Here is a 24999-nt window from a genome sequence, read left to right as displayed (position 1 = left end):
GCCCCTGAAGGGGCGCGGGGAACTGCGCAATTCTTGACGCTCGCCACCAGGTATTTGGGGGCGCGGGGAACTGCGCAATCTTTTGGGCGCGCCATCGTCCGAGCCGCAGACGGAGCAGTGATCCCGGGGTCAGCCGATCGGGGCGTACAGGACCCCCAGTTTGTCGATCTCCGTGCCAGATCGGCCCGTGAACCCGATGATCTGCCACCCCGCCGGAGCCGCATACGTCACCGAGTCCGACGTGGCCGAACCAGCCGACACCGTACGGGACTTGTCCGTCGTGAACGCCGCAGAGAAGATCCGCGTCCGGCCGTCTTTCTGCCCCTGCGTGAGCTTCACCGAGGTCAGGTGCTCGCCGGCGGCGAGGGTGAGGGACGCGGCCGTACCGCCAGACCCCCCGTGCGTCAGCGACGTACCGCCGTCGAGGGCGAGCGACACGGAGTCCAGTCGTGAGCCTCCACGGAGGGTGAGCGTCCGGGGCGAGGCCGCGCCCGGGAGGTCGTCCGCGTCGCTGAACGCCGTGCCATGCGGACCCCCGAAGAAGTCGCTCGCCCGCAGCTTCGCCGGAAGCGTCCACGAGAGGTCCACGGTGTGCGGGAAGTGGTCGGACAGGTTCCCCCCGGCCGAGTCCAGGAACTTCGCCCACTCGTTGTTGTAGCGGGTCCCGGAGAGGTTCACGAGGTTGCTGCCCCGGTAGAGGATCTTGTCGACCACCTCGCAGGAGTTGGTCGGCGCGGTCGTCGGGCAGACGAGCGCGTCGCTGCCCTGCGCGGGCGCGCTCCCGCCCTGCACGAGCTGGACCCACGCGTCGGTCAGCCCGTTCTCGCTCGCGAGGGTACGGATGTTGTCGCCCGAGCGGGTGTACCGGGTGTTGGTGTCACCCATGACGATGACCGCGTTACCGCCGGAGTTGGCCTGGACGAAGTCCGAGAGCTGCTCGATGTTGGCGCGCCGCGCGGCGAGCGCGTCGTCCGTGTCGTCCGCGTTCGTGTGCACGTTGTAGAGGTCGACGAAGACGCCCTCCGCGAGCCGCACTCGCGCCAGCGAGAACCCTTTGGGTGTAAGGCAGTTGGTGCCCGTGCAGGCACCCCACCGCACGCGCTCGAAATCCTCGAACGTGTAGTCCGAGAGGGTGTTCAGACCGTCGCCGAAGGGCACACCGCCACTGGTCGCCGTGCGGTACGGGTGGTTGTCGCCCGCGTACAGCGCCGCGTGGTAGTTGAAGTCCTCCTGGACGTTCACGATGTCGTACGCGCCCAGCCGTGGGGCGAGCAGCGGGGTGTTCACCTCCGGGTTGCCGGAGCTGAGCCCTTCGGGCAGACCCGCGACGTTGTACGTGAGGACGTTGAAGGTGCCGGAGGAGGGGGCCGCGGCAGCCGCTTGTGCGGGGGAGGCGGCGACCGAGGTGAGCCCGGCGACGGCCAGCGCGCCTGCCATCAACGTGCCGATGAGTCTTCTCATGGTGGGGGATGCCTCCAGGCAACAGAGAAAACGGAGAGCGGGGAAGTCAACTAGTCTGGTCTACAGGGGCAGTTGGGGGAACAGTGGCGGCAGAGGCGAGCCGCCGTGCCGGAGTCGCCCACAGCTCACCCCCACGTCGTCCGGTGTTCATGTTTCGCATCGAGTCTCCATAGCGCGCGACCGCACCGGCGGCGCCGGACACAGGAGGCCGACATGGGGCACGGACACAGTCACGGGCACGGACACGGGCATCACCACGGTCACGACCATGACCACGGTCACGACCACGGCAGCGCGCCCCTCCCCGCGGCCTTCGACACCTCCGTACCCGACGAGGCCCTGTCCCCCGAGCAGCAGTCGCGCCGTTCCATGCTCCGCCGTGCGGGCCTGCTCGGCGCGGGTCTGGCCACGGTGGGGACGTTCGGCGCGGCGGCGAGCGGTACGGCCGCCGCGCAGACCGCGACCGGCGCCCGCACCGCGTCGACCGGCACCCGGCCTTCGTCCTCCGGCGGTCGCAAGGGCAACGGCTTCCTCTGGCTGGCCGGTGACCACCACATCCACACGCAGTACAGCAGCGACGGCAAGTACCGGGTCGCCGACCAGGTCAGGCAGGGTGCCAGACACGGCATGGACTGGCTGGTCATCACGGACCACGGCAGCGTGGCGCACGCCAAGATCGGCGTCGACAAGGTCAACCCGGACATCAAGGCCGCCCGTGCCGCGTACGAGGACACCCTCGTCTTCCAGGGCCTCGAATGGAACATCCCCGGCGCCGAGCACGGCACGGTCTTCGTGCACCCCGGCAAGAACGAGGTCTCCGTCCTCAAGCAGTTCGAGACGGACTACGACGGCAGCGTGAAGAACGCCTCTGACTCGACGCCCGCCAACGAGGCGCTCGCCGTCGCCGGTCTCGCGTTCCTCGGCGAGCAGGTCCAGCGCCGCAAGGTCAAAGACGCGCTGATGCTCGCCAACCACCCGGCGCGCCGCGGTGTCGACTCCCCGCACGAGATCCGCGCCTGGCGCGACGCGACCTCCCCGAACCACCAGATAGCCGTCGGCTTCGAGGGCGCGCCCGGCCACCAGGCCGCCGGCCTCCCCGCCCCGCTCGGCATGGGCCGCGCCCGCGGCATCTACGACAACAACCCGAGCGCCAACTCCTTCCCCGGCTACCCGGCGGAGAGCTACCGCACCTGGGGCGGCTTCGACTGGATGACCGCCACGGTCGGCGGCCTCTGGGACAGCCTGCTCGCCGAGGGCAAGGCATGGTGGATCAGCGCCAACTCCGACTCCCACCAGGTGTACGCGGACACGGCGGCACGCGGTGGCGGCGACTTCAACACGGACGGCCGTTACGGCGACCCCGTCTACAGCGGCCAGATCGACACCACCCAGGGCGACTACTGGCCCGGCCAGTACAGCAGGACCCACGTCGGCGCCGAGGACTTCTCGTACGCCGCCGTGATGGACGGCATCCGCGCCGGACGCGTCTGGGTCGACCACGGCCAGCTCATCAGCGGTCTCGACGTGCGGGTCTCCGGTGGCAGCCGCTGGGCGACCCTCGGTGGCGCGCTGCACGTCAAGAAGGGCACGAACGTCACGCTGACCGTCGACATCGCACTCGCCCAGGACGCCAACTGGGCCGGGTTCATCCCGAAGCTGGCCCGCGTCGACGTCATCCAGGGCGACGTGACCGGCCCGGCCGCCGACAAGGACACGCTCGTCGCGCCGACCACGAAGGTCGTCAAGTCGTACGAGGTCAACAAGACCACCGGCACGGTCCGGATCACGTACTCCCTCGGCCGCGTCGACCGCCCGCTGTACCTGCGCCTGCGCGGCTCGGACGGCAACCGGTCCGCCGTCGGCGCACGCGGTGCGGCCGTCGACCCCGCCGGTCCCGCCATCGACGTAGTCGGCGACGCGGACCCGTGGAAGGACCTGTGGTTCTACAGCAACCCGGTCTGGGTCCTGCCCGCGTGACCCGTCCGCCCTACGTTACGACGATCGACGCCGGCGTACGCGAGCTGCGCGCGGCCGACCACCTGCTGCTGGAGCTGGCAGCCGAACTCGCGCTCGCCGAGAACGGGTTCGGCTGCACGCACCTGGTACGCGGTGAACGCCCGAGGGTGGTCCTGTCGTTCATGTCGGCCTCGGAGGACACCGCGCGACTCCTGTCGGCCAAGGGGTACGAGGTGACGGCCGGCGCGCCCGACGAGGTGGGCCGGGCCGTCGTCTACCCGGGCTCGACCGAGCTGACCGGCACGCTGACGATCGCGGAGCTGTTGGCACGCTCCGCGATCGGCAGGGTGGTGGTGTTGGGCGCCCCCGGTGAGCCGCCGCCTTCGCAGCAGGTGGTGACCCGGGACCACGTACGCCCGCAGTGGCAGGACGGCGAACTGGTCCTGACCCTGCAGCCGGCCGTGGGCGGGGTACTGGTCCCGTTCGAGGTCCCGGACCCTACGCCGTGCTGCGCGGACCACTGACCCGCTGGATGAAACTGCCCCAGGCGTCGGGGGAGAGGGCGAGCTGCGGCCCGGGGGCGTTCTTGGAGTCACGGACGTGGATGGTGGCAGCGGGGCAGACGGCGACCTCGACGCAGTCGCCTTCACTCCCACTGCTGTACGTCGACTTGTGCCAGGCGAGGGCTACTTCGACGCAGTCATCGCCCTCCGAGCCGCTGTAACTGCTCTTGAACCAGGTGAGTTCGGTCGTGTTGCTGTTCATAGCGCCCCTCGCATCTGCTGGAGCAGGCTCACCGTGTCCTCTGGGGTGAGTGCCTGTGAGCGCATCTTGGCATAACGCTGCTGGAGCACGCTGATGGCTTGACGGTCGCTGATCAGGTGACCGGTCTTCTGGCCCTCGGCGTAAGCCAGCCATTCGTGCTCCGGAGTCTCCAACAAGTGCATGGGGCCGTCGAGACCCGCATGCACGGGCTGCCGAAGTGGCATCAACTGGATCTCGACGTTCCAGTGTCGCTCGTTCACGTCGAGCAGGTGGTCGATCAACTCGCGTGTCACGTCCTCGCCGCCCGTGTGCCGTTCCAGGACGGCCTGTTCGACGATGAAGCTGAACGCCGTGGGCCGCTCCGGGCTCGTGCTGAGCAGCTCCTGCCGTGCGAAGCGCGCGGCCACCCGCTGCTCGACCTGCTCATCGGTCGGACGCAGCGGCACGCTCCAGATCACCGCTCGTGCGTAAGCCTCCGTCTGCAACAGGCCGGGAATCACCCGGCATTCGTACGTGCATAGGGTGATCGCTTGTCCCTCAAGGTCCGCCCATTTGCGGAACCACGACGCCAAGCCCGGCTGCCTGGTCGCATACTTCGCCGCAGCCCGGAGCACTCCGAACGCGTCCAACACCTCCTCCGCGCGCTCGACATACACCCTCGGCGGCAGCCGTCTCCCCTGCTCGATCGACGCCACCGTCCCCGGCTGATACCGCACGAGCGGTGCGAACTCCTCCTGCGTGAGCCCCGCCCGCTTGCGGAAGGCCTTGTGGACCAGACCGAACGTCTTCAAACTGTCCGACGGTTCGGGCTCGTTCGCCGTGCTGTTGGTCATGACGTCATGGTCACGGAAAGTCACTCCGACTGTCCACAGAGTGAACTCGTACGGGGTGCACTGTACGAGTGTCGGTGCTGGTCGACGGCTCGGCCGCCCGGGACCTTTGACCCATGCAAGGACGAATCGGGGTCCAAGTCCCCGTCACGGTACGTACGTTCACCCAGCTCTTCAGCTGCACGCCACGAGGGGCCAGGCTCGCGCGGAGACTGGTCGCGAACCGGATGGACGTGTGGGGTTACGCGTACGACAGCGAGGCGAGCGAATCCGTCACCCTGGTCGTCGCGGAACTGGCGGCCAACGCGGTGACCCACGGCCGGGTGAGGGGCCGCGACTTCCGCGTACGCCTGCTGATGCGGGTCGGCGAGAACACCGTACGAGTGGAAGTGGCCGACGGCCTGACCGAACGCCTCCCCGTACTACGGGAGTCACCCGGCCCTGTCGAGGAGGACGAAGGAGGCCGCGGCCTCCTTCTCGTCGACGCGCTGTCGGACCGCTGGGGAACAGCACTCTGCACGGGAGGCACGTACAAAAGCGTGTGGGCGGAGATCAGGGTGCCGAGCGCCTGAATCGCAGTGGTCCGGCCTGGGGACGGCCCTGGCGCGGTGCTGGATGACGAGCGCGTCCGGCCGCCTGTCAGGCCCTGTCGGAAGGTTCGCTCCCGGCTTCTCCGCCGTCCAGGCTTCGCCTTCGGAGTCTTCGTCGGCCGATACCTCGCCCAATTGCCCCAGGTCGCGGACCGAGCCGTCGTCGACGTTCAGTTCAAGGAGTTCCTTGGCCCAGCGGAGCAGTTCACCCGGGGTGAGCATGTAGAGCACCACCCCGGCCTGCTCCCGCAGTTCCTTGAGGAGTTCGGCACGGGGACGAGGAGCAAGCGTGCGCCGACCTGCGGCCGGCCTAGGCGCAGATCAGACTCCTGACCTCCTGGAAGGCCTCGTACTCGGCCTTCTGGTCCACCGGGAGCTGGTAGAAGCCCGCGGTGATCTTCGGGACCGACGGGATGACGGACAGGCGGAACTTCTGGCCGTCCGCCGTCGCGATGTGGAAGCGGCCCTGGAGGTCGCGCTTCTTCGTGGCGCCGCGGTTCGCGTCCGAGATGGTGACCGGTGTGCCCGCCGTGACCCGCCCGCCGTCCTCCTCGACCGGGACTATGACGAGTTCCGTGCTGCCCGGTCTGAAGCCCACGGCGTAGTTGTAGACCGTGGTGCTGCGGTAGACGATGAAGTTCCGCTCCTTCATGTCCGAGGCGTAGACCTTGGTGTACGCCGCGCCGTCGGGTACGGCCGCGTCGAAGGCCGCGTGGATCTCCGCCTTGAGTTGTTCCTTGCTCACCACTGTGCGCACTCCTCGTTCAGTACCGGACTAGGGGAACCGGCGTTGACTGTACAGCTAGCCAACCAAAAAATTCCAATCCTGGTGGCCCTCAACTGCCTTGCCGGACATGGCAGTTCCTGTCGCCGTCCGGCCGCCGACGGGGTCGCGGTGCGCACCGGCGACAATGGTCCTGCCGGGCCCGACCAGCCCGGCGCATGACCAGGGACGAGCGGGAGTGGGGTGGCACGTGTCGCCACGGTCGGCGGAGGCCAACGAGGAGTTGAGGGCGCAGTCGCGGGAGAGGATTCTCGTGGCGGCCCTGGAGGTCTTCGCCGAGAAGGGCTACCACGACGCCACCATCTCGGACATCACCGCCCGGGCAGGTGTCTCGCGCGGGCTGCTCACGTACTACTTCCCCGGCAAGCAGAACCTGGTCGACGAACTGCTCGACCGCTACCTCGACGGGGTCTCCGCGCTCGCGGACGTGACCGGCACCCCCGACGAGCGGCTGGCCGCCATCATCGACGGGGTCCTGGTCCTGGCGGCCGCCACGGTCCCGGTGCAGCGGATCACCCTCAGCCTGGTGGTCAACCCGGCGACGCACCCCCTGTTCGCGGCGGCCGAGGCGCGCAAGGAGGAGCGGGTGGTGGCGCTGGAGGACGGGCTGCGGGAACTGTTCACCGCACGCGGGGCCGAGGACCCGGCAGTGGAGGAGGTCCTGCTGCGCAGCGTCCTGGAGGGCGTCATCTTCAAGACGGCCGTCTACGGCGCCCACTACCCGACGGAACCGATTCGCCGCCGCCTGTACGCCCTTTACGGCCTGCCAGCACCCGAGGCCGAACTGCCGCTGCCCGCGGGCCCACCCCGGTCGGACCGGATGCGGGCGGCGCGGGCGCTCGGCGACTGAACCCGACGACACGACGACACGACGGCGCAACGGCGCAACGGCTCGGGCCGGGCTTCCCCCGTGGAGGCCCGGCCCGAGCGGCCATGTGTGACGCGATACGAGTCCTGCGATACGCGGCCTACGGCTGGAGCGTGATCGAGTTGATCGGCGTCATGTCCTTGTCGATCGACCACTGGGCCGGCAGATAGCCCTCGCAGCCCGTGCCGTCGTAGCCCGTGCAGGTGCGCATCGTCGCGCCGTCGGTCTGATTGTTGGCGATGCGGTAGGTGCCGAACATGCCGCTGAGGTTGTAGGTCCCGTAGTTGTAGTAGACGTGCGACGGAGTGTCGTTGTTCCAGCTCGCGCCCGGGTACAAACAGACGTAGCCGTCCGGGCAGCCGTGCCAGGTGTCGGCATGGGCCGCGGTGGAGCCGACGGTGGTCAGCACACCGAGTGCGAGTGACACTGCTGCCGCGGCCCTGGCGATTCTGCGCATGAATGGTCATCCCCTCGTGGGTGACTGCGTGCACTGCGAAACGTACGAGGGACCTGATGCGTCGAGTACCTGACAGATGTCAGGGTCGGCCGCCTGGCCGGCCGGTCCGGCAGCGGACGCAGCCTCCCGCTCCACCGATCGTCGTCGACCCCGGTGGGTTGCGCCAAGCATTTCAGGCTGGATTGAAAGGCTTGGCGCCGCCAGCCGCATCACCAAGGATGTGCGAGGCCGCCGGGAGAACCGCGGAGGGACCGAAGGCCCCTGGAACCACATCACCGTCAAGTCCGTCAGGTGGCGCGGCGAATGCTGATCAGCGGGTAGTCAGGCCCGCTGCTCGGCCCGGTCGCGCAGGGCCTGTTCGACGGCCTCCTGGACCCGGGCGTCCTCGCGCTGTTTGCGGCGGGCGCGGGTGCGGCGGCGTAGGACGTATGCGGCTGTGGCTCCGGCTGGCAGCGCGGCGATCAGCAGGACCAGGGTCCAGGGGACGGCCCAGCCCGTGGTGGTGGCCTCTACGGGCCTGAGGGAGGCGGTGGAGCCGGCGGCGTCCGTGATGACGGGGGTGACCGTCGCTTTCGCGGTGAGGCGGAGCGCGGGCGTTACGCCGCCCACGGGGACCGTGACCTTCCAGCGTTCCCCGGGCAGCAGCTCCGGCGCGGCGGCGACCTTGCCGGCCCGGGTCTCCAGGGTGCCGAAGGGGCCCGTCAGCGTGACCTTCTGGGCGGCGGAGAGCAGCGCGTTGCCCGTGTTGTGGAGCGTGTACGTGACCGTCGCGTCGCCCTGGCCGAAGGGGTTGAGCGTGCCGTCGTACTCCACGTGCAGGTTTTCCACGGCGAGCGTCGGCTTCAGCGCGCCGCTGACCCGCAGTTTGATCCGGATGCCGAGGCGGCGGTCGACGGCGATGCCCTCCGTCTCGTCGGGCTGCTTGAGCGAGGTGAGGATGCCGCCCACGTAGTCCCCGGGGGTGGCGTCGCGCGGGACGGCGACGGTGAAGGGGATCTCGGCCGACTTGCCCGGCGCGATGCGCACACCGGTCTTCGTGGCGCGGACCCACGCGCCTATCCCCAGGGACTTCTTCTCCCTTGTGAAGAGGTCGAGTTGGCCCTTCTCGGTCGTGTAGCCGTCGGCCGCGTACAGCGCCAGCGTGAGCGCCTTCCTGCCGTGGTTGGCCACGACCATGGCGTCCTCGACCCGGCTGCCGGGGTTGACGCCGTAGCTGAAGCTGGACCGGTCGTCCCCGTACCCGTTCGCGGCCGTGCGGACCGTCCAGGTCACGTCGCCGTCGGCCGCCCGCGCGGGTCCGGCGGACGTACCGGCGAACGCGAGAACCGCCAGCAGTACGAGGACCGCGTGACGCAGGCCGACCCGGCGCGGGTCGGCGGACAGTGTGCGGCGGGGGGTAGGGGACAGGTGCATGGCGGGCTCTCCGGGCTCGGGTGGTGCTGAAAGGGGCGGGGCAGGCGACCGGGCGGTGCGTCGGCCGCCTGCCCCGCGGACGGAGCTGGTCAAGCGGGGATGATCAGCTGCTCAGCGCGGTGATCGTCAGGGTGGCGCGGTAGCCGCCCTTCTGGACGCTGTCCGGGATCTTCAGGTCCAGGTCGGCGCCCAGCTTCGCCTTGCCGCGGGCGTGGCCCTGGTCGGCCGAGCCGAGGCCGCGCGAGACGGACAGGCCCTTGCCCTGGTCGTCCCAGCCCGAGGCCACGGAGGCACCGGCCTTCGCGCCCGCGCCCTGGTCAAGGATGTACGGCGACCAGCCCAGGTACGAGCCCGGGAACGTCTTCTCGGCGTCCTTGAAGTCGCTCACACCGGCCGACACCGACCACGGGGAGAGCGTGCGGCGGGTGTCCGTGACGAGGATCGGGTTGATCTTGCCGGCGGCCGTGAAGTGGTCGCCGTTCGTCTCCTTGGCGGTACCGAGGTCCACCAGACCGTTGTAGCCGTCGATCGTCCAGCCGAACTCGCCCGGAGCCGCGTTCGGCACGTCGACCTGGAGGGACTGGCCGTCACCGTTGTACGGGTGGACGCTCACCTTGTCGACGATCGAACCGACGGGCTGGCCGGCGGTGGTGTTGTTGCACCAGTCGCCGTGCTCCACCTCGGAGTTGGGGGCCGCGCAGGTGCCGCTGCGGATGTTCTCCACGACAAGCTTCTCGTCGCGGACCTGCACCTTGACGTAACTGCGGACGTGCTCCTGGTTCTGGACCGAGTTGTACCAGTAGCTGTCCGGGTTCAGCGGGTCGGCGCCGTTGCCCGCGCCGCTGGTGCCGCTGCTGTCGGGCTTGGTGATGTCGTAGTACTTCGAGCCCGAGGCCGAGTTGGCGGTCACGTACAGGACACCGCCGGGACCCGGGTAGACATCGGCCGCGCCCGGCTGCTCGTCCTTGTCGGCCTTCTCACCGTTCTTGATGAGGTAGCTGCGCGAATAACTGTGGTCGTGGCCCTGGAGCACGATGTCCACGCCCAGCTTGGAGAACGTGGTCGGGAAGTCCACGCGCCGCGCCTTGTTGTCACCGTCCTTGGCGTGCGAGGCGGGGGAGTAGATCGAGTGGTGGTAGACGAGCACCTTCCACTTGGCCTCGGAGCCGTGCTGGTTGATGACGTCCGTGACGTACTTGGTGTGCGCCTCGTCGCCGCCACCACCCTGCGAGGTGGCGTAGCTGTTGCTGTTCAGGTCGATGAACAGCACATCCTTGTAGATGTACCAGTAGTCGCCGCCCGAGGTGTTGGAGGCGGGGTTGCCGTTCGAGTAGTACGCGCCCGACCGGTCCGTGTTCGGCGTGGAGAAGTGCTGCTCGTACGCCTTGCCGCCGACGTCGTGGTTGCCGATGGTGGCCGCGAACGGCACCTGGCGCAGCTGGTCGGGGGCGAGGAACGCGTTCCACTGGGACTCGTTGTTCGCGCTCTCGACCTGGTCGCCGCCGGAGACGAGGAGTTCGGCGTCCTTGTTGGCCCGCGTGGCCACGTCGAGGGTGTCCTGCCAGCCCGCCTGGTCCTTCGCGGTGTCGCCGGAGGAGCCGATCTGCGGGTCGCCGAGGAAGAGGAAGTCGTACTCGCCCTCGAAGTCCTGCGTGCGGAACGCGTACGCGGCCGACCAGTTGCCCTCACCGCCGACGCGGTAGGAGTACGCGGTGTTCTCCTTGAGGCCCGTGATGGTGGCGTGGCGGTTGTAGCCGCCGCTGGTGGCGATGTTGGCGCCGCCCAGGGCGTCGAACGTGGCGGCGTCGGCGGGGAACTCGCCCGCGGTCACCAGCGCGGTGGGCGCCACCTGGATCTTCTGCGCGGTGTCGGCCGAGGAGTACCAGCTGACGGTGCGCTGGGTCTCGTCGGCGCCGACACCGAGGACGATGCCGGTGAGGGTGGCGGAGTCGGCGGCGACCGCGGGGGTCGTGAGTCCGCCACCGCCGAGGGCCAGGATCAGGCCCACGGATGCCGCGACGGCGGTGCCCGCCACGCGGCGTCGCATCGGCCTGCCGGCCGGTGCGAAGAGCTTTGTTCTCATGACGTGTCGTTTCTTCTGTTCTGCTGTGTGCGTGCGGTGTGCACGCAGTGGAGATCGTCAAGCTTTCGGTGCCAGGTGAACCCCGCATAAATGTGGGTGCGGGGTCTGCTGAACATCCAGGTGAGCGGGGTGCGGGGGTGTCGGGCGGGCCCTCACAGCCCGAACGTGCGCTGTACGAACCAGACCAGCCCCATGGCTGCGACACCCGCGCTGATCGTGCCGGTCGCCCACAACCCCGCCCGGCGGGAACGGCGCCGCAGGAGGAGCAGGAGCGGGAAGACCACGGCGATGATCGCCAACTGCACTGCTTCGATGCCGATGTTGAAGACGAGCAGCGACCAGAGCAGGGTCCAGGACCAGGCCGCGTCGATCCCGAGAGCGCCCGCGAAGCCCAGTCCGTGCACCAGGCCGAAACAGAACACGACACCCAGCCGCGTCCACCCGGCGCGGTCCAGCGCGAAGTGGCCGCCATGGCCGCCGTCGCGGACCACCGCCAGGTCGGTGACGTGCACGCCGCGCTGCCGGATGCGCCACAGGTGCCAGCCCGCGACGACGGCGATGGACAGCGCGATGACGGGTTCCACGACGCTCCCCGGCACGTCCACCAGGCCGAGCGCGGCGAGCAGGAACGTCACCGAATGGGCCAGCGTGAAACTCGTGGCGGCCAGGATGATCTCGCGCGGTCGCCGCGATCCGGCGATCAGCGCGAGCAGGAACAGGATGTGGTCGACGCCGGTCAGCAGGTGTTCGGCGCCCAGCCGGAAGAACTCCCAGAACCGTTCGGTCCAGGCCTGGCCGAGGGAGAAGGACGGATGGGCGGCGTCGAGGGCCGCACTGCCCCTGCGACCGCCGACGTCGTACGTGGCGATGGTCTTGGTGCCCTTGACGTACTCCTCGGAGTCGGGGAAGAGGCCGCTGCGGATCTCGTGGTCGGCAGTGACATGGCTGTCGCCCGCTGCCGCGCAGGTCCAGTCGAGGGTCAGCAGGGCGTAGGGCACACCCTCCTCCCGGCCCATGCGGAAGCGGCCGGCCGGTGCGGGCTGGCAGGCTTCGCCCGCCGCGGTGACGGCGAGGCGCCCGGTGACGTAGTCGACCACCGTCGCGCGGTGGGCCTCCAGCGCGGCGGCCTGCGCGTCGGTGTCCCCGGCTTCGAACGCCTCGGTCCCGGTGCGGAAGAGCGGGTCGTCGTGCCCGGCGTCGGCGGCGGACACCACCAGGAGGTCGTACTCAAGCTTCAGCTCGGTCCGCAGCCGGTCGGCCCCGGCGCCGGCGCCAGCACCGGCACTGCCCCCACCCCCGCCTTCGGTGACACGGACGTACACGGTCGAGGTGAAGCCGTGGGCGGAGGCGGGCCGGGCGAGGCCGAGCAGGACGAGGAACACCGCCACGGCGAGAACGGCCAGAGGGCGGCGAACAGGGTGTGACATGGGGCTCCTTGTGGTTGCCCGTGCACCGTCCTGGTCCGGGGTGAACCGGTGGGGGCCGTCCGGCGAACCGTGGGGGAACACCTGCTCGATCACGCCCGAGCGGATGGAGTTGCTGGTCGGAGGGGGCGCAGGATGTCGACGTACCCACCCCTGTCACGCCCTGTTACGGAGGACGATCGACTTGCGCCGCCCGCTCCTGACCGCCGCCGCACTGGCCTCGTCCGCGGTCGCGGTCGCCGCCCTCGCCACCGGATGCGGCGGCGACGGAGACGACTGGTCGCGGCCGCACCCGCGGCCCTCCGCCGTCGGCGCGCTGGGCGCGGGATTCGTCGACCCGGCCGCCTCGCCCGCGCCGGAGGCGACCGTCACCCCGCGGCCCGGTTCATGGGACGCGGTCCGTCCCTCCGAGGGCTACCGGGTGGTCCTGCTGACGGCGGGCGACGACCGGCCGACGAAGGCCCTGGTGAAGGCGGTGCGGGAGTGGGCCGACCGCGAGCGGGTGGACCTGCGCACGGAGACCGTGACCGAGGCCTCCGATCTGGTCCCCGCCGTCGACCGGGCGATCGGCCTGGGCCCCGACCTCGTCGTGAGCGCCGGCAACGAACTGGTCGACGCCCTGGTGACGGTGACCCCGAACCACCTCTCCCAGCAGTTCCTGGTGGTGGGCGCGGAACTGGCCGAGCCCACTCACAACGTGACCGCGGTCGACTGGTCCGGGGCGTCGTTCCGCGGCGAGGGCCTCGGTATGTCCTCTACCTACGACCCCGCGTCGTTCACCGCGGCCCGCTGCGCGGCGGCGGTCCGCGCGGGCACGGCCGCCGTCCTCTCGGGCTGGACGGGGATCGTGGTCTGGGTGGACGACTTCTAGGCCCCGCCCCCTGCCTCCGCAGTCGTGAACACGAACGAGAACTCCGCTGGCCGCACGAGCAGTTGGTACTGCGGCAGCGCGCCCGGACCGCAGGACTGGGAGCCGATGCCCTGCTGGCCGTGGTCGAGGTTGACCCACACCGTGTCGCCGGGCGCGAGGTCCGTCAGGTGGTCCGCCGCGTCAAGCTGTTCGCTCGTCCAGCGGCGGGCGGTGAACCAGAACGGCAGCCCGCCCTCGACGCGCAGGGCCGGGAAGTCAGGCCCCCGGCCGATCTCTGCCCAGCGGACTTCGGCGCGGGCGCCGTTCTCCTGCGGGCGGACGTACGGAGTCTGCAGGTCGTCCACCGTCGACTCCCAACGGGCCAGCAGAGAGGCCGATTTGGTGTCCGGGTACCCCTCGCCCGGGCCGCCGCCGTGCCACCTCACCCGGTCAGCGGCGGACAGCCCCAGGCGGACGCCGAGCCGGGGCAGCGGCACCTGCCAGTCGCCCTCCGGTGTCACCGACACGGCCAGCTTCAGCCTCGGCCCGTCGCTGGTCCACCGGTAGACCGTGCGCAGAGCCAGGTCCGACGCGGCCGGCGCCACCCGGGTGCGTACCGTCAGCGCGTCCTCGGACAACTCGACCGCGTCCAGGCGGTGTTGCATCCGGTGCAGGCCGAGCTTGCGCCACAGCACGCCGTAGCGGGTGTCCGGCTGCCAGGCCGCGCCGAAGTCGTTGTCGGTCGGCGCCCGCCACACGTCCAGCTTCAGGCCGACGACGTCGATGCCCCCGACGCTTGCCAACTCGCCCGTGCGGGCGGTGAACACGGCCGGTCCGAGCGTGATGCCCACCGCGCCGTCGAGGACGGGGCGCCGGCGGGCCGTGACGTCGATCAACTGCCGGGGTACGCGCCACAGTTGGACCCACGCCACCACATGCCCCGCCGGTCCCCAGGCGGTGTCCCCGGCGAGCACCGCCCGGACCGTCCACCTGGTCTCCGTGTCGCGTACGTCCACCGGGGGTTCGGGCAGCTTCACGTCGGCGCAGTCGCCCGGCGCGAGCGCGGGCGCGGTCAGGGCGCCCGTCCCCACCGTCTCGCCGTCCACCTCGTACGACCACTCGAAGGCCAGCGCCGACAGGTCCGCGAAGTCGTACCTGTTGGTGATCCGGACGACGCCGTCGATGCCGTCGCCCTCCATACGGACCGGCTCGACGACCTTCTTGTACTCCAGGAGTCCCGGGGAGGGCGTGCGGTCAGGGAAGACCAGTCCGTCGCAGACGAAGTTCCCGTCGTGCAGCTCCTCGCCGAAGTCACCGCCGTACGCGAAGCCGTACCGCTCGTCCTTGATGCCGTGGTCGATCCACTCCCAGACGAAGCCGCCCTGGATGCGGTCGTGCGTCTCGAAGAGCCGTTGGTAGTCGGCGAGTCCGCCCGGTCCGTTGCCCATGGCGTGCGCGTACTCGCACTGGATGAAGGGGAGTTCGCGCCGCTTGAGGGGGCCGCCGTCCTGGCCCCTGCCGATCCGGTCGACCTCCGCGTGGTCCGCGTACATCCGCGAGTACATGTCCGTGTCCCGGCAGTTCCAGTCGCCCTCGTAGTGGATGAGCCGCGAGCCGTCCCGGCCGCGGATCCACTCGGCCATGGCGGTGAGGCCGCGGCCGGTGCCGGCCTCGTTGCCCAGGGACCAGATGACGACCGAGGGGTGGTTCTTGTCGCGCTCCACCATGCGGGCCGCCCGGTCGAGGAGCGCCGGGGTCCAGCGGTCGTCGTCCACCGGGTTGTCGCGCCAGGCCTGTTCGGTGAAGCCGTGGGTCTCCAGGTCGCACTCGTCGATCACCCAGAGCCCGTACTCGTCGCACAGGTCGAGGAAGGCCGGGTGGGGCGGGTAGTGCGAGGTGCGTACGGCGTTCACGTTGTGCCGCTTCATCAGAGCCACGTCCTCGCGCATGGTCTCCAGGTCCAGGGCGCGGCCGTGCTCGGGGTGCCACTCGTGCCGGTTGACGCCCCGGAAGAGGACCGGCCGGCCGTTGACCTTGATCAGGCCGTCCTCCAGCGCGACCGTACGGAAGCCGATCCGCAGCGGGACCTGCTCCCCGGGCGTGACCAGCGTGGCGTCGTACAGGTGCGGTGTCTCCGCCGTCCAGGGCCGTACCGGCACGGTGATCGCCTGCCCGGTCTCGACATCGATGTCCAGGCCCGGCACGAGGATCCGGCCCTCGACGTCGGAGTCCACGCGCAGGGTCCCGGTGCCCTCGCGATGGTCGTACGACGAGTGCACGAAGAAATCGAGCGCGCTGCCCGCCGGCCGGTGCAGCAGCGTGACGTCCCGGAAGATGCCGGGCAGCCACCACTGGTCCTGGTCCTCCAGGTACGAGCCCGCCGACCACTGGTGGACCCGCACGGCGAGCACGTTCCCGGTGGGCTGCAGCAGATGCCCGACCGTGAACTCGTGCGGCAGCCGCGACCCCTTGAACTCCCCGATGTCCGTGCCGTTCAGCCACACCCGGGCGCAGGACTCGACCCCGTCGAACCGCAGGACCGCGCCCCCGGCGGCCCCCTTCGCGTCCGAGACGTCGGGCCAGTCGTCCGGCAGGTCGAAGTACCGGAGATGGTCACCGGTCGGGTTCTGTGTGGGCACCCTCGGCGGGTCCACCGGGAAGGGGTAGAGGTGGTTGGTGTAGATCGGCGCACCGAAGGCCCCGCCGCCCTGGAGGACCCAGTGTCCGGGTACCGTCACCTGCGCCCAGTCCCCGCAGTCGTACCCCTGCCCGGCGAAGGAGTCGTCCTCGGCGTCGGCCGTCGCGGACAGCCGGAAACGCCAACTGCCGTTCAGCGAAAGGGAGGCGGCGTCGGAGGACGCGTACCACGCCCGGGGTGGCAGCGCGCCGCTCCCGGGCGAGACGTCCTCGACGTACGCGAAGGACGTGACGCCCTCCGGGCCGGACGAGGCAGCGGACGGGGACGAGGTGGTGCGGACAGACATCGTTCTCCTAGGTCAGCCCTTGATACCGGTCTGCGCGACACCCTGCACCAGCCAGCGCTGGAGGAACAGGAACACGAGCACCAGGGGCAGGATGGACACTGCGGTGGCCATGAAGATCAGATGGAAGTTGACCGTCTGATTCGTCATGTACGAGGAGAGCGCGACCTGCACGGTCCACGCCTCCTGGTCCTGGCCGATGACCAGGGGCCACAGGAAGGCGTTCCAGCCGCTGATGAAGGTGATGGTCGCGATGGCGGCGAAGAAGTTCAGCGAGTTCGGCACGACGATGCGCCAGTACGCACCCCAGTATCCGAGCCCGTCCACGCGCGCCGCCTCCTCCAGTTCTTTGGGGAACCCCAGGAAGTACTGCCGGAACAGGAAGCAGGTGAAACCACTGAACAGCCCCGGAACGATGAGACCTTGCATACTCGACACCCAGCCGAGCGACGAGACCAGCACGAAGCTCGGTACGAAGGTGACTGCGGCCGGCACCATCAGGGTCACCAGGACCGCGTAGAAGATCTTGTTCGCGTGCCGGTACGGGATCCGGGCGAGGCCGTAGCCCGCGAGCGAGCAGACCAGCAGCGTGCCGAGGGTGTGCAGGATGCCGACGACCGCCGAGTTCCCGAGGGAGCGGCCGAACGGGACCGTCGGGTCGTCGAACAGCTCGGTGACATTGCCCCACTGGATGTCGGTGGGGAACCACTGCCAGTTCTCGCCGGTGATCTCGGCGTCCGTGGACAGGGCGTTGCGGACGATGAGGTAGAAGGGGACGAGGAAGAGCAGGGCGCAGACGGCGGTGGCGAAGTAGAGGCCCGCGGAGCCGAGTACGCCCCGTCGGCCGCCCTTGCGGGCCGGGCTGACGGTCGTCACCTGGAGTCCTCCCCCTTTCCGAAGCCCAGGAATCTGCCCTGGAGCAGGGTCACCATGCAGATCAGCAGGGTCAGGATGACCGCGCCCGCGCTGCCGGCGCCGTAGTCCTGGTCCTCGCCCAGCGCCGTGTAGTACAGCTCGACGAGCGGCGGACGGCCCCAGGTCGTCTTGGCGAGCAGATTGAAGAATTCGTCGAACGCCTGGTACGCGGCCACGAGCAGCAGCAGGATCACGGCCGTCGAGGTGGCCCGCAGCTGGGGCAGGGTGATGTGGCGGAAGGTCTGCCAGCCGGGCTTGGCGCCGTCGATCGCGGCGGCCTCGTACAGCACGGGCGGAATGTTCTGCAGGGCCGCCAGGAACAGGATCATGTAGAAACCGGCCTGGAGCCACAGGCGGACGGTCACGATGACCAGCCAGTACCAGGGCGGGTTCGGGTCGGCCAGCCAGGCGATGTTCTCGATGCCGAACCAGCCGAGGACCGTGTTCATCATGCCGAAGCGGACCCCGCTGAAGAGGGACATCTTCCAGATCAGCGAGGCGGCGACGAAACTGCACGCCGTCGGCAGGAAGAAGACCGACCGGAAGAACGCCTTCATGAAGCGCAGCCGGTGCACCATCAGGGCAAGCCCCAGCGACAGGGCCCAGGTGACCGGCACGATGATCGCGGCGAAGACGGTGAAGGTGACGAGCGCGGCGGTGAAGTCGCCGTTCGTCAGCATCAGCTTGTAGTTGTCGAAGCCGATGAACTTGTCGGGGGTGACCGTGTAGCGCGCCTCGAAGAAGCTGAGCCAGGCGCTCCACCCGATGGGGATGTAGACGAAGACCACCAGGCCGATGAGGAACGGGCCCGTGAAGATCCAGAAGCTGAGCGTGTTGCCGCGCACGCCTCCGGCAGGTGTCTTGGTGTTGGGCATGCCGCTGCCTGTCGCCTGTCCGCCGGCCTATCCGAACAGCTTCTTGAGTTCGCGGTTGACCTTGACGTCCGCCGCGTCGAGGGCCTTCTCCGGATCCATGCCCTTGCGCACCGAGTTGGCGATCACCTCCTCCAGGGCCGTGATCATCGCCTGGGTCCAGGAGATGTTGTCGAAGCGGCCGTAGTCGGTGAAGAGCCTGACGCCCTCGGCGGGCAGCCCCGACTTGAGCTTGGTGGCGGACGCGGCGAGCGACGTGCGCGGCGGTATGTGGAAGCCGTAGCTGAGCGCCCAGTCCTCCTGGTACTTCTTCTGGTCGATCCACAGCCACTTCACGTACTCCTTGGCCAGGTCGACGTGTCTGCCCTTGGCGTTCACGAACATCGACCAACCGCCGTTGTAGACGGCCGGCTCGGCGCCGGAGGCCGCCGACGGGAAGGGGAAGATACCGAGGTCGTCACCGAGGGACTTCTGCATCACGGGCATGGCCCACATACCGCACCACTGGATCGCGGTGAGCCCCTGGACCAGGGCCGAGGGGTCCCAGTAGTCGGCGGGCGCGTCCAGGAGCAGATGCCCGCTGGTGAACATCCTGCGGTACGTCTTCAGCGCCGCGGCCACGTCGTCGGTGTGGTACGCGATCTCGTTCCTGTCGTTCAGTTGGTCGGCGCCGGCCGCCCAGACCAGGGCGTAGTTCGTCGACGTCATGTTGTTGCCGAGGAACAGGCCCTTGACCTTGTCGGTGGTGAGCTTGTCGGCGGCCTCGGCCAGCTCGTCGAGGGTCTGCGGCACCCCGATGCCGGCCTTCTCCAGCAGCGACTTGCGGTAGAAGAAGAACTGCGGGTCGTCGATCATCCGGACGCCGTAGACCTTGCCGTCGACCGTGTGGGACTTTATGTCCGCCGGATTGAAGTCGTCCTTGACCGGGCCGAGGATGTCGTCCAGCGGCGCCACCTGACCGCTCTTGATCAGCTGCAGCTGGGGGTGGAACTCGAAGACGTCCGGGGCGTTGTCGGTGAGCAGCGACGAGAACAGCTTGCTCTCGAAGTTGGTGCCGGTGATCCACTGGGTGGTCACCCGGGCCTCGTCGTAGGCCTTGGCGTAGCGCTTGATCGCCTCCTGCGTACCGGCCTCGCCGTACGCGTGGAAGTACTGCACGAGGCTCTTGCCCGAACTGCCGCCGCCCTCACGGCCGGTGTTGCCGCCGCAGGCGGCCAGCGGGCCGAGGGCGGCGAGGCCCGCGGCGGCCCTCAGTACGGAACGACGATCCCAGTTGCTGCTGCTCAGTGCCGACATGGTGACGTCCTTGTCTCTTGTCCGGCGGTGATCCGAGCACGGCGGTGATCCCCCTACGGCTGCGGCTCGAAATCGCTGTGGGGTGCGGGACGTTAACCTTCGGCTAATGCTTCGGCAAGGGGTTGGACGAAGTCTGTTCGAAGCGTTGCGGGGTGTCCGGAATGCCGGACGCAAAGGTGTGCAGGCCATGCATCAATGGCCCTAGTGCCGCTGTTCCCCACCGTCCGGACCGGCCGGATGCGTACCGCCGTTGCAGCTGCACACGGCCGTCACGAAGTCGGAGCGGTACGGCTCCTCGCGGTCTTCGAGGACTTCGCGGTCTTCGAGGACTTCACGGTCTTCACGGTCTTCGGGGGCTTCAGGCCCGCCGAGGTGAGGGCTCCTTCGAGCGCGAACGTCGCCGCGCCCAGGCACACCGGATCCGTGGGGATGGGGGAGAGCACGATCTCGGTGCCGGCCAGCGGCCGTTTCAGCGCGCGCCGGGCCACGGCCTCGCGCACCTCCCGCAGCAACGGCTCGCCGAGCGCGGCCGCGACCCAACTGCTGAGCACGACCACCTCGGGATTGAGGAGGTTCACCAGGTCGGCGATGGCGGCGCCGAGATAGCGGGCGGTGTCCCGGACCACCTCGACGGCCACCGGGTCCCGCTCGGCGACCGCGCGGGCGAGTGCGTCGATCGTGGCCGTCTGGTCCTCGGGGTGCAGCAGCGCGCTGCCGGGGCTCGACTCCCGCAGGTTCAGCATGATCCCGGGCGCCCCGACATACGTCTCCACGCACCCGAGGTTGCCGCAGTGGCACGGCCGCCCGTCCAGTACGAGGGTGGTGTGGCCCCACTCGCCCGCGCTGTTGCCGACGCCGCGGTGCAGCCCGCCGCCCAGGACGAGCCCGGCGCCGACGCCCGTACCGAGGTTCACCACCACGGCGTCCCCGCGCCCGCGCGCCGCCCCGAACCACAGCTCGGCGACCGCGCAGGCACGCAGGGGATTGTCCAGATGGAGGGGGTACGCGATCTGCTCCGCGAGCAGGTCGAGCAGGGGTACGTCGTGCCAGTCCCAGTTCGGCGCGTACTCCGAGACACCGGCCTCGCGGTCCACCTGCCCCGGCACGCTGACACCCACCCCGAGCACGCGCGCGCCCTCGATCCCGGCCTGCGCGACCACCGAGCCGACGGCCGAGGCGACATGCCCGACGACCTGCTCCGGGCGGATCTCCCCGGGGCGCATGTCCTCGTCGGCGCGGGCCAGTACGTCCAGCGCGAGATCGAACAGCTCGACACGCACGTACGTCTCCGCGATGTCGACCCCGATCAGCGCGCCCCCGGACGCGTTGACGGCGACGAGGCCCCGCGGGCGGCCACCCGCGGAGTCCTCGAAGCCGACCTCGGTGAGCATCCCGAGATCGAGCAGCTCACCGACGAGCGTGGCGACCGTGGCGATGCTCAGCCCGGTCGCGGCGGCCAGTTCCTGCCGGGAGGTGGGGGAGTGGGCGATGATCTGGCGCAGCACCCCGTAGCGGTTCGCGGTGCGGATGTCGCGTGAAGTGCGCTTCACCAGAACGTGCCCCCTCGGTCCCTCCGCCCCGCGGTCGGCCGAGGCCGGCCCACGCCACGGCATGACGGAACCCCACGGCCCCGGCGCCGCGCAAGGCTATGACCGCCACGCCCGTTCGACAACCCCTTAGGAAAGGGGCTTGACAAAGTCCCTGGCGGTCGCGCGCGGCCCGCGTGGACAGTCCGGGCGGACGGTCCTGGCGGACGGCGTTCTCACCCGTGGTCGTCCTTCGGTTCGGTCGTCGATTCCGGCAGGAGCAGGCGGAAGGTGCAGCCGTCGCCGGGGCGGTTGTCCAGTTCCAGGCGTCCGCCGTGCGCGGTGGCGATGGCGGCGGCGATGGCGAGTCCCAGGCCGCTGCCGGGTTCGGGGCCCGTCTCCGGGCCTGTATCGGGGCTTGCATCGGGGCCCGGGCCGAGGTCCGCGTCGAGGCCGGCCGGGGCGGGACGGCCGAGCGGTGTCGCGCGGTAGAAGCGGTCGAAGACCCTGTCGGCCTCGTCGGGCCTGATCCCGGGACCGTGGTCGGCGACCTCCACGACGCAGACGGGTGTGCCGGGCCGTAGCGGCGGGCCGCTGCCCGGTCTCTCCTCGCCGGGGGCACGGGTGGCCCCGACCCGCACATGCACGGGGCTGTCGTCCTCGGTGTGGGTGCAGGCGTTGGACAGCAGGTTGCCCACGACCTGCGCGAGCTGGTGGGGGTCGCCGGGGGTTTCGACGATGTCGAGGCCGCGTCCGGGATCGGCGGGGTGCGCGGTGAGGGGTTCCAGGGTGATGGGCCGCCGCGGATGACGTATCGCGGTGGTGGCGATGGCGTCGGCCGCCAGGGACAGCAGGTCGACGGGCTCGCGGTGCGCGGCGGGCGTGTCGCCGAGCGTGGCGAGGAGGAAGAGGTCGTCGACGAGACGGCTCATCCGGTCGGCGTTGTGGGCGATCAGGGTGTGCGCCTCCCGGCGCCGCCGGCCGGCCATGCCGGGTTCGTCGAGGAGCAGTTCGGCGAACCCCTGGATCGCGGTCAGCGGCGTACGCAGCTCATGTCCCGCGTCCGCCATGAAGTGGCGCAACTGCCGCTCGGAGGCCTCCTTGCGGTGCAGGGCGGTGCGCAGGCGGTCCAGCATGGTGTTGAGGGCCAGGCCGAGCCGGCCGACCTCGGTGTCCGGGTCCGCCACGGGAACGTTGAGTTCCAGGGCACCCTCGGTGATGTGCTGGGCGGTGTGCTCGACACGGGTGAGCGGGCGCAGCCCCAGGCGGACGGCGCCGTTGCCCAGGACGACGACGCCGACGGCGACGGTGAGACCGAGCCCGAGGCTGAGCCAGAGGAGTTTGGCGGTGGCGCCGTCGACGGTGTCCAGCGGCAGGGCGACGACGGTACGCATCCGGTCGGGCCCCGCATGGGAGATCACGCGCCAGCCGGACCCGGACGAACCGTCCTCGGACGGGACCGTGGTCGGCCGCCCGGCGGGCAGGTGCAGATCGGCCGCCCGCTGCGGGAGCAGGGGACCCGGCTCGGCGCCGTTGCCCAGGGAGTCGCGCAGCAGTCTGCCGTTCTCGTCGTAGAAGTAGACCCGGTAGTCCGAGGGCAGCGTGCTGTCCGAGTCCGGCGGCGGCAGTTTCCGGTCCGCGGCGATGTCCGAGTACACGCGGTCGGGGGGCCTGAAGTGGCCGAGCCGGTCGTCGACCTGGTCGGTGAGCCAGCCGCGCAGCACGGTCAGACCGGCGAACTGGCACAGCAGGACGGCGCTCGTGGCCAGCAGGCCCGCGATCAGGACGAGGCGGCTGCGCAGGGAGCGCGGGCTCGGGAGGCGCGGGCTCCGAAACCCTGGCCTCGGAAGCCTCGGAAGCCTCGGAAGCCTCGGGAGCCTCGGGAGCCTCGGGAAGCGTGAGCGCCTCACCGCGGGCCCGGGCCCGGGTTCGGCTCGTCGCGCGGCAGCCGCAGGCAGTAGCCGACCCCGCGCACCGTGTGGATCAGCGGTGGCGCGTCGCGGTCGATCTTGCGGCGCAGGTTCTTGACGTACGTGTCGACGATCCGGGTGTCGCCGGAGAAGTCGTAACGCCAGACCTGCTGCAGGATCTCCGGCTTCTCCAGAACGCGCTCGGGCTGCGCCAGCAGGCAGGCCAGGAGCCGGAACTCGGTCGGCGAGAGCTTGAGCAGCCGGTCCGCGCGCCTGACTTCCCGCGTGTTCTCGTCCAGGCTGAGGTCGGCGTAGCGCAGGGGCGGCTGGGCGCCGGTGGTGGAGGCGGGCGCGTTGCTGCGGCGCAGGATGGCGCGGACGCGCAGCAGCACTTCCTGGATGTGGAAGGGCTTGGTGACGTAGTCGTCGCCGCCGGAGCTGAGGCCGATGATGCGGTCCTCGACGCCGGTCCGGGCGGTCAGGAACAGCACCGGCGTGTAGACGCCCTGCGCGCGCAGCTCCCGGGTGAGCCGGAAGCCGTCGGTGTCGGGCAGCATCACGTCGAGGACGATCAGACCGGGCCGCCGGCTGCCGGCCTGGAACATGGCTTCCTGCCCGCTGGCCGCGCTCGCCACGGCGTACCCCGCAGCGCTGAGCGCGGAGGTGAGCAGGGTACGGATGCTGGCGTCGTCCTCCACGACCAGGACGGTGTGCCCGGCGGCGGGCGTACGCGTGAGGCTGGGCTGGTCGATCACGGTCGGCACCTCGGGTTACGGGCAGGCGGAGCCGCGGCGGGGCGAGTCCTGGTCGTGCGGCGCGATGGTAGACGGGAAACCTGTGGCCGCGCCGCACGCGAACCGGGTTCTCAGCCGGTCACCGCCTTGTCCTTGGCCAGGGCCTCGGTGCGGTCGGTGACCGTCGTCGTGAGCTTGGCCACGGCGGTGTCCAGCTCCTTGGAGTCGGCTCCCGCGGAACGGGCCTGTTCCGCGATGACCTTCAGCTCCTTCGCCGCAGCGCCCGAGCCGAAGAACTCCTCGTACAGCTTCCGGTACGCCTTCTTGTAGACGGCGTCGAAGGCGTCGGAGTCCAGGAACTTGGTCTTCAGGACGTGTCCCGACATGGCACCGCCCCTGCCGCCCCCGGCTCCGCCGCCGCCCGCTCCGTCCTGCTGACCGGGCATTCCCTGGGGCATCCCCTCGGGCATGCCTTCCGGCATACCGCTGGGCATCCCCTCCGGCATTCCCTCCGGCATTCCCTCGGGCATGCCGCCGCCCATGCCGATCGAGTCGTCCGGCCCGGAGGCCGCGTCCCCGCTGAAGGTGAGGTTGTAGTCCCAGCCGAGGACGGAGAACTTCTTGCTGTCCAGGTCGTACCGGAGCAGATAGTTCTTGCCCGGCCCGGCCATGTCGTCGAAGTTCAGCAGCAGGTTCTGCGAGGCGACGTACTCGGCCAGGGACTCGACGTCGACGTACGTGCCGAGGTCGCGGGCGAACTCCTCGTCCGAGGCGCCGTCGACCCACTTGATGAGCTTCATCACCGGTTCGAGGTCCTGGCTGCCCTTCTTGTTGAGCTGCTTGAAGGAGCTCTCGTACTCGCTGGGGTCGTCGCCGACGTAGTCGAAGCTGCTGCCCGCGCGGGCCTTGTAGAGCACCCCGTTGCCGTCGCCGATGTCGTCGGCGTAATCGGTGTCGGGGGCCTCGACCATGAGGCGGGTGGCGGCGGGCCGGTTGTTCACCTTCAACTCGGTGAAGGCGTACCGCTCGGCCTTCTGCCCGCTGCTGTCGGTCAGGGCCAGTGACAGTGCCTCGTTCAGCGGGACCTGGCCGTTGCTGCCGGGACGCAGCGAGATCTCCCGCTCGCCCTGGTAGGCCCGCCCCTCGACATACTCGTCGATCTTGACGAGCAGGGGCAGCTCCTCGGGCTTCTTCGCGGACAGGTCGAACTGCACCATGCCGCCTCCACCACCGCCACCCCCAGCGGCCGGAGCGCCGCCCGCCTGCTGGTTCCGGCCGTCGGCC

21 protein-coding genes are annotated in these 24999 nt (G+C 70.0%); 5 read left to right on the top strand and 16 right to left on the bottom strand.

The window, feature by feature from the left end; translation table 11 throughout:
• Window positions 1–129 precede the first annotated feature (129 nt).
• Window positions 130–1461 (bottom strand): jacalin-like lectin, encoded by a 1332-nt coding sequence (locus tag ACFWGJ_RS22250; RefSeq protein ID WP_387327138.1) that lies wholly within the window; start codon window positions 1459–1461, stop codon window positions 130–132.
• 213 nt (window positions 1462–1674) lie between these two features.
• On the opposite strand from ACFWGJ_RS22250, the gene ACFWGJ_RS22245 reads away from it, so the two are divergent.
• Complete coding sequence (locus tag ACFWGJ_RS22245) at window positions 1675–3438, top strand: PHP domain-containing protein (RefSeq protein ID WP_387327135.1); 1764 nt, start codon at window positions 1675–1677, stop codon at window positions 3436–3438.
• Complete coding sequence (locus tag ACFWGJ_RS22240; RefSeq protein ID WP_387327133.1) at window positions 3435–3941, top strand: hypothetical protein; 507 nt, start codon at window positions 3435–3437, stop codon at window positions 3939–3941. The genes ACFWGJ_RS22245 and ACFWGJ_RS22240 overlap by 4 nt, the downstream gene beginning before the upstream one ends.
• Here ACFWGJ_RS22240 and ACFWGJ_RS22235 read toward each other — a convergent pair.
• Window positions 3916–4182 (bottom strand): DUF397 domain-containing protein, encoded by a 267-nt coding sequence (locus ACFWGJ_RS22235; protein WP_387327130.1) that lies wholly within the window; start codon window positions 4180–4182, stop codon window positions 3916–3918. The two genes, ACFWGJ_RS22240 and ACFWGJ_RS22235, sit on opposite strands and share 26 nt — an antisense overlap.
• A complete protein-coding gene (locus ACFWGJ_RS22230) occupies window positions 4179–5015 on the bottom strand; it encodes a Scr1 family TA system antitoxin-like transcriptional regulator (protein WP_381833646.1) in 837 nt (278 codons plus the stop codon). The genes ACFWGJ_RS22235 and ACFWGJ_RS22230 overlap by 4 nt, the downstream gene beginning before the upstream one ends.
• A 113-nt stretch (window positions 5016–5128) precedes the next feature.
• Here ACFWGJ_RS22230 and ACFWGJ_RS22225 point away from each other — a divergent pair, with 113 nt between their 5' ends.
• Window positions 5129–5584: an ATP-binding protein gene (locus ACFWGJ_RS22225; protein WP_387327126.1), complete on the top strand. Its 456-nt coding sequence runs from the start codon at window positions 5129–5131 to the stop codon at window positions 5582–5584.
• Window positions 5585–5912: 328 nt separating this feature from the next.
• Here the strand turns inward: ACFWGJ_RS22225 and ACFWGJ_RS22220 are convergent, their stop codons facing one another.
• A complete protein-coding gene (locus ACFWGJ_RS22220) occupies window positions 5913–6347 on the bottom strand; it encodes a hypothetical protein (RefSeq protein ID WP_387327124.1) in 435 nt (144 codons plus the stop codon).
• A 229-nt stretch (window positions 6348–6576) separates the two neighbouring features.
• Between ACFWGJ_RS22220 and ACFWGJ_RS22215 the strand changes: the two genes are divergently transcribed.
• Entirely contained in the window at window positions 6577–7236 is a 660-nt protein-coding gene (locus tag ACFWGJ_RS22215; protein WP_387327121.1) for a TetR/AcrR family transcriptional regulator, read from the top strand.
• 118 nt (window positions 7237–7354) lie between these two features.
• Here ACFWGJ_RS22215 and ACFWGJ_RS22210 read toward each other — a convergent pair whose 3' ends face one another.
• From ACFWGJ_RS22210 to ACFWGJ_RS22195, 4 genes are all read right to left on the bottom strand, one after another.
• On the bottom strand, window positions 7355–7711 hold the full coding sequence (locus tag ACFWGJ_RS22210) for a hypothetical protein (RefSeq protein WP_387327119.1): 357 nt from the start codon (window positions 7709–7711) through the stop codon (window positions 7355–7357).
• A 321-nt stretch (window positions 7712–8032) separates the two neighbouring features.
• On the bottom strand, window positions 8033–9124 hold the full coding sequence (locus tag ACFWGJ_RS22205; RefSeq protein WP_387327116.1) for a WxL protein peptidoglycan domain-containing protein: 1092 nt from the start codon (window positions 9122–9124) through the stop codon (window positions 8033–8035).
• A 103-nt stretch (window positions 9125–9227) separates the two neighbouring features.
• Window positions 9228–11207, bottom strand: coding sequence for a fibronectin type III domain-containing protein (locus ACFWGJ_RS22200; RefSeq protein ID WP_387327114.1), 1980 nt, complete (start codon window positions 11205–11207; stop codon window positions 9228–9230).
• Window positions 11208–11359: 152 nt separating this feature from the next.
• On the bottom strand, window positions 11360–12634 hold the full coding sequence (locus tag ACFWGJ_RS22195) for a HupE/UreJ family protein (RefSeq protein ID WP_387327112.1): 1275 nt from the start codon (window positions 12632–12634) through the stop codon (window positions 11360–11362).
• A 181-nt stretch (window positions 12635–12815) separates the two neighbouring features.
• On the opposite strand from ACFWGJ_RS22195, the gene ACFWGJ_RS22190 reads away from it, so the two are divergent.
• On the top strand, window positions 12816–13502 hold the full coding sequence (locus ACFWGJ_RS22190; protein WP_387327110.1) for a hypothetical protein: 687 nt from the start codon (window positions 12816–12818) through the stop codon (window positions 13500–13502).
• On the opposite strand, the gene ACFWGJ_RS22185 is transcribed toward ACFWGJ_RS22190, so the two are convergent.
• The 8 genes from ACFWGJ_RS22185 to ACFWGJ_RS22150 all read right to left on the bottom strand — a co-directional run.
• The gene (locus ACFWGJ_RS22185) at window positions 13499–16465 is read right to left on the bottom strand and encodes a glycoside hydrolase family 2 TIM barrel-domain containing protein (protein ID WP_387327108.1); all 2967 of its coding nucleotides are present in this window, start codon (window positions 16463–16465) and stop codon (window positions 13499–13501) included. The two genes, ACFWGJ_RS22190 and ACFWGJ_RS22185, sit on opposite strands and share 4 nt — an antisense overlap.
• Before the next feature lie 12 nt (window positions 16466–16477).
• A complete protein-coding gene (locus ACFWGJ_RS22180) occupies window positions 16478–17338 on the bottom strand; it encodes a carbohydrate ABC transporter permease (RefSeq protein WP_387327105.1) in 861 nt (286 codons plus the stop codon).
• Window positions 17335–18252 (bottom strand): carbohydrate ABC transporter permease, encoded by a 918-nt coding sequence (locus ACFWGJ_RS22175; RefSeq protein WP_387327102.1) that lies wholly within the window; start codon window positions 18250–18252, stop codon window positions 17335–17337. The genes ACFWGJ_RS22180 and ACFWGJ_RS22175 overlap by 4 nt, the downstream gene beginning before the upstream one ends.
• A gap of 27 nt (window positions 18253–18279) precedes the next feature.
• Window positions 18280–19545, bottom strand: a complete 1266-nt coding sequence (locus ACFWGJ_RS22170; RefSeq protein ID WP_387327099.1) for an ABC transporter substrate-binding protein — start codon at window positions 19543–19545, stop codon at window positions 18280–18282.
• Between the two features lie 269 nt (window positions 19546–19814).
• Window positions 19815–21095 (bottom strand): ROK family transcriptional regulator, encoded by a 1281-nt coding sequence (locus tag ACFWGJ_RS22165; protein WP_387327097.1) that lies wholly within the window; start codon window positions 21093–21095, stop codon window positions 19815–19817.
• Between the two features lie 212 nt (window positions 21096–21307).
• Entirely contained in the window at window positions 21308–22873 is a 1566-nt protein-coding gene (locus tag ACFWGJ_RS22160) for a sensor histidine kinase (RefSeq protein ID WP_387327140.1), read from the bottom strand.
• Between the two features lie 104 nt (window positions 22874–22977).
• Window positions 22978–23736, bottom strand: coding sequence for a response regulator transcription factor (locus ACFWGJ_RS22155; RefSeq protein ID WP_387327095.1), 759 nt, complete (start codon window positions 23734–23736; stop codon window positions 22978–22980).
• Window positions 23737–23846: 110 nt separating this feature from the next.
• A partial coding sequence (locus ACFWGJ_RS22150; RefSeq protein WP_387327093.1) for a CotH kinase family protein occupies window positions 23847–24999 on the bottom strand: 1153 nt, incomplete at its 5' end.

Origin of the sequence: Streptomyces sp. NPDC060205, assembly GCF_042728395.1 — a bacterium.
Taxonomy (GTDB): Bacteria; Actinomycetota; Actinomycetes; order Streptomycetales; family Streptomycetaceae; genus Streptomyces.
Note: the sequence above shows the minus strand (reverse complement) of the source record. Positions and strands in the feature narration are given on the sequence as shown.

Coding starts and splice junctions, on each gene's coding strand:
- ACFWGJ_RS22245 (WP_387327135.1), top strand. CDS start 1,675: ATGGGGCACGGACACAGTCACGGGCACGGACACGGGCATCACCACGGT.
- ACFWGJ_RS22225 (WP_387327126.1), top strand. CDS start 5,129: ATGCAAGGACGAATCGGGGTCCAAGTCCCCGTCACGGTACGTACGTTC.
- ACFWGJ_RS22185 (WP_387327108.1), bottom strand. CDS start 16,465: ATGTCTGTCCGCACCACCTCGTCCCCGTCCGCTGCCTCGTCCGGCCCG.
- ACFWGJ_RS22170 (WP_387327099.1), bottom strand. CDS start 19,545: ATGTCGGCACTGAGCAGCAGCAACTGGGATCGTCGTTCCGTACTGAGG.
- ACFWGJ_RS22195 (WP_387327112.1), bottom strand. CDS start 12,634: ATGTCACACCCTGTTCGCCGCCCTCTGGCCGTTCTCGCCGTGGCGGTG.
- ACFWGJ_RS22200 (WP_387327114.1), bottom strand. CDS start 11,207: ATGAGAACAAAGCTCTTCGCACCGGCCGGCAGGCCGATGCGACGCCGC.
- ACFWGJ_RS22250 (WP_387327138.1), bottom strand. CDS start 1,461: ATGAGAAGACTCATCGGCACGTTGATGGCAGGCGCGCTGGCCGTCGCC.
- ACFWGJ_RS22205 (WP_387327116.1), bottom strand. CDS start 9,124: ATGCACCTGTCCCCTACCCCCCGCCGCACACTGTCCGCCGACCCGCGC.
- ACFWGJ_RS22175 (WP_387327102.1), bottom strand. CDS start 18,252: ATGCCCAACACCAAGACACCTGCCGGAGGCGTGCGCGGCAACACGCTC.
- ACFWGJ_RS22235 (WP_387327130.1), bottom strand. CDS start 4,182: ATGAACAGCAACACGACCGAACTCACCTGGTTCAAGAGCAGTTACAGC.
- ACFWGJ_RS22210 (WP_387327119.1), bottom strand. CDS start 7,711: ATGCGCAGAATCGCCAGGGCCGCGGCAGCAGTGTCACTCGCACTCGGT.
- ACFWGJ_RS22230 (WP_381833646.1), bottom strand. CDS start 5,015: ATGACCAACAGCACGGCGAACGAGCCCGAACCGTCGGACAGTTTGAAG.